We start from the raw sequence: 2,587 nt of genomic DNA on the forward strand, positions 1-2,587 counted from the left end.
CATCTCGGGGTCATTCTGCCCATGTTGGGCAGGAGGTCGAGGTCCATTACCGTTGGCACCCGTATTTCGGACGTCGGCTTCGCTGCGAGAACAGCGAAGAGCGCGCCAACGGCCGGATCATTCATCTCGTCGTCGCGCCCGGGCATGTCATTACCGCTCCGGCCTGGATGATCGATCCCGTGGCTTGCGCGGCGATGGACCTGGGCCCCCCGCGCGTATCGCTTGCCGCGCTGCTTGAGCTGCACAAGCTCTTGATCGAACGCCGTTTCCGGCGAGGCTCTTCGGATGGTTTCACCATCGCGGAGGCGCAACATGAGAACCCTGCCACCCCCGACACGATCTCTCGTGGTCGTTCGCCAACTCAGCTTGCCGCTCGACTCGGAGAAGCTGAACGGGCTGAGTTCAGCGCAACGGACCATAGTGATCGCCCGGCTCGCCAACGTACTGATGGCCGCCGCCGGCGTGGCAACGGAGGAGGAGAGCTGCGATGACGAGCGGTAATCTGATTCCGACTGCCATCCTCAAGCGCAAGGCCGTCGTCTATGTGCGTCAGTCCACTCAGGCGCAGGTCCAGCTCAACCTTGAGAGCCAGCGTCGGCAATATGAGCTTGTCGAGGTCGCGCGGCGCTGGGGATTCCGCAAAGTAGAGGTGATCGACGAGGATCTGGGACGAACCGCAAGCGGGGCTGTGGAGCGTCCCGGTTTCGAGCGCCTGGTCGACGATCTGTGCACCGGCCATGTGGGCGCCGTGCTTTGCCTGGAGGCGTCCCGCCTGTCGCGCAACGGGCCGGACTGGCATCGGCTGCTCGAGTTGTGCGGCGAAGTCGATGCACGCGTGATCGATCTGGACGGAGTCTACGATCCGGGATTGCCGAACGACCGCCTGCTGCTCGGTATGAAGGGCAGCATCAGCGAGTTCGAGCTCGGCGTGCTGCGTGCCCGCATGTACGAGGCCGCCCGCGCCAAGGCACAGCGCGGAGAACTGCGCATCTCCGTGCCCTTCGGCTATGTCTGGCACCGCGATTACGGTCTCGGGTTCGATCCCGACATGCGCCTGCAGGAGACCATTCGCCTGATATTCACGCGCTTCCGCGAACTCGGCAGTGCGCGCCAGGTCCTGATCTCGATGATCGACGATGACGTGCATTTCCCCAGACCCTCCGATGGCAAGAAGATGGTCTCCTTCGACTGGGTTCCGATCCGCTACCGCAACGTGATCTCGATCCTGAAGAACCCATTCTACGCCGGCGCCTATGTCTATGGTAAGAGCGAGAAGCGCACTGAGATCGTCGATGGCCGCGTTCGCAAGAGCTATGGCCATTACAAGCCGGCTAGCGAGTGGGCGGTGGTGCTCAAGGACCATCACGAAGGCTACATCGGATGGAGCGAGTACGAACGGAACCAGGAACTGCTCGCGGCCAACGCTTATGGCAAAGCCGGCGGCGTCAAGTCGGGCCGCGGCGGTCGCGCGATGCTCCCGGGTCTCATCTCCTGTGGTCGATGCGGGCGAAGACTGGTTGTCATGTATGCCGGACGCGGCCAAGGTTATCCGGTATATCGCTGCGAGCGCGGCAACCTCATGATGGCCCAGGCGCGATGCATATCGTTCAACGGCTTTCGCACCGACGCGGCGGTGACCCGCGAAGCGCTGGAGGCGGTTGCGCCGATGGCGATCGAAGCGGCGTTGGAGGCTGAACGCATGCAGCTGGAGAGCGAAGCCAAGCGGCGGCAGATGATCGAGATGGACCTGCAGCAGGCGCGCTATGAGGCATCGCTCGCCGAGCGCCGCTATGCCGCTTGCGACCCGGAGAACCGGCTTATTGCGGCCCAGCTCGAGAGGAGTTGGGAAGCCACGCTCAGGCGCGTGGAGACCTGCGAGGCCCGGCTGAGCGAAGTCCAGCGTGTGGAGCCCGTCGACGCGGTTCCGGACTTCACCGGCCTCGCCCAGAATCTCGAGGCCACCTGGAATGCGCCGGGTGTCGACATGCGCTGTCGTCAGCAACTGCTGCGCGCGCTCATCAAGGACATCGTGGCGGATGTCGATGACGATGCGCGAGACGTGATCTTGACCATCCACTGGCATGGAGGCCAGCACTCGCAGGTACGGGTTCGCAAGCCCAAATCCGGAGAGCATGGCCAGCGTACGCCTGAGGAGGCTCTGGCGATCATGCGATCCATGGCAACCCGGTGGTCGGATGCCGAAATCGCTGCCACACTCAACCGCATGGGCATGCAGACCGGTCAGGGAAAGACCTGGACCGCGCGTCGCGTCCAATCGCTGCGCACGGTGCACAAGATCAGCGGCTATCGCTCTTCCGACAAGAATGGCGAGTGGCTCACCATGTCGGATGCGGCCGCGAAGCTCGGCGTGTCGCACGTCAAAATCCGCCGGTTCATCAGGGATGGCCTCTTGCCCGCCGAGCAGGTCATGCGCGGCGCGCCCTACCAGATCCGCGCCAGCGACCTCGAAGACGAACGGATCAAGGCCGATTTGGCGCGCAATACTCCGCGTCGCATCCACGACGACAACCAAGAATCGCTGTTTTCCGCCATTTGAAAAGGAGGTGCATAATGAATCGGTCTTCGC

At 63.3% G+C, this 2,587-nt stretch carries 3 protein-coding genes; 2 read left to right on the forward strand and 1 reads right to left on the reverse strand.

Annotation, left to right across the window (positions count from 1 at the left end; all coding sequences use genetic code 11):
* A partial coding sequence (locus NKJ35_RS30705; RefSeq protein WP_352651366.1) for a hypothetical protein occupies positions 1 to 314 on the reverse strand: 314 nt, incomplete at its 3' end.
* Here NKJ35_RS30705 and NKJ35_RS30710 point away from each other — a divergent pair.
* Together NKJ35_RS30710 and NKJ35_RS30715 are read left to right on the forward strand one after the other, a co-directional pair.
* Positions 313 to 501, forward strand: coding sequence for a hypothetical protein (locus NKJ35_RS30710; protein WP_352458677.1), 189 nt, complete (start codon positions 313 to 315; stop codon positions 499 to 501). The two genes, NKJ35_RS30705 and NKJ35_RS30710, sit on opposite strands and share 2 nt — an antisense overlap.
* Entirely contained in the window at positions 488 to 2,557 is a 2,070-nt protein-coding gene (locus NKJ35_RS30715) for a recombinase family protein (protein ID WP_352651368.1), read from the forward strand. The genes NKJ35_RS30710 and NKJ35_RS30715 overlap by 14 nt, the downstream gene beginning before the upstream one ends.
* Positions 2,558 to 2,587 lie beyond the last annotated feature (30 nt).

This window comes from Mesorhizobium sp. M0136 (genome assembly GCF_040322515.1).
Taxonomy (GTDB): Bacteria; Pseudomonadota; Alphaproteobacteria; order Rhizobiales; family Rhizobiaceae; genus Mesorhizobium.